This is a genomic window from Collinsella sp. AM09-41 (assembly GCF_003473245.1).
Taxonomy (GTDB): Bacteria; Actinomycetota; Coriobacteriia; order Coriobacteriales; family Coriobacteriaceae; genus Collinsella.
This window is the reverse complement of sequence record NZ_QRMJ01000015.1, coordinates 1-247: the sequence shown is the minus strand read 5'-3', so window position 1 is coordinate 247 and position 247 is coordinate 1. Positions and strand designations below refer to the sequence as shown.

At 77.3% G+C, this 247-nt stretch carries 1 pseudogene; it reads left to right on the top strand.

Annotated elements, in window-relative coordinates:
* Positions 1-247: pseudogene (locus tag DW112_RS09970) on the top strand (lantibiotic ABC transporter permease); the annotation flags it as partial.

Below are 247 nucleotides of genomic sequence, written 5' to 3'. Positions count from 1 at the left end.
GCCTGCGGCGAGTACTTCTCCGTAACCCGATGGGACCCGGCGCTGGGCGCGGACGCCTACGCCCAGTTCCTCGGCGCCCTCATGCCGCTCATGTCCGCCATCGTCTGCGGGCTCGCCGTGGACGAGGAGCGCGCTGCCGGGCGCCTCGCCAACCTCACGGCGGTCCCCTCGCGCGGGCGCGCCGTCGCGGCGAAGCTGCTCGCCCTTGCGGCGCTCGGCGCGGGCGCGCTGGCCGTGGCGCTCGGCG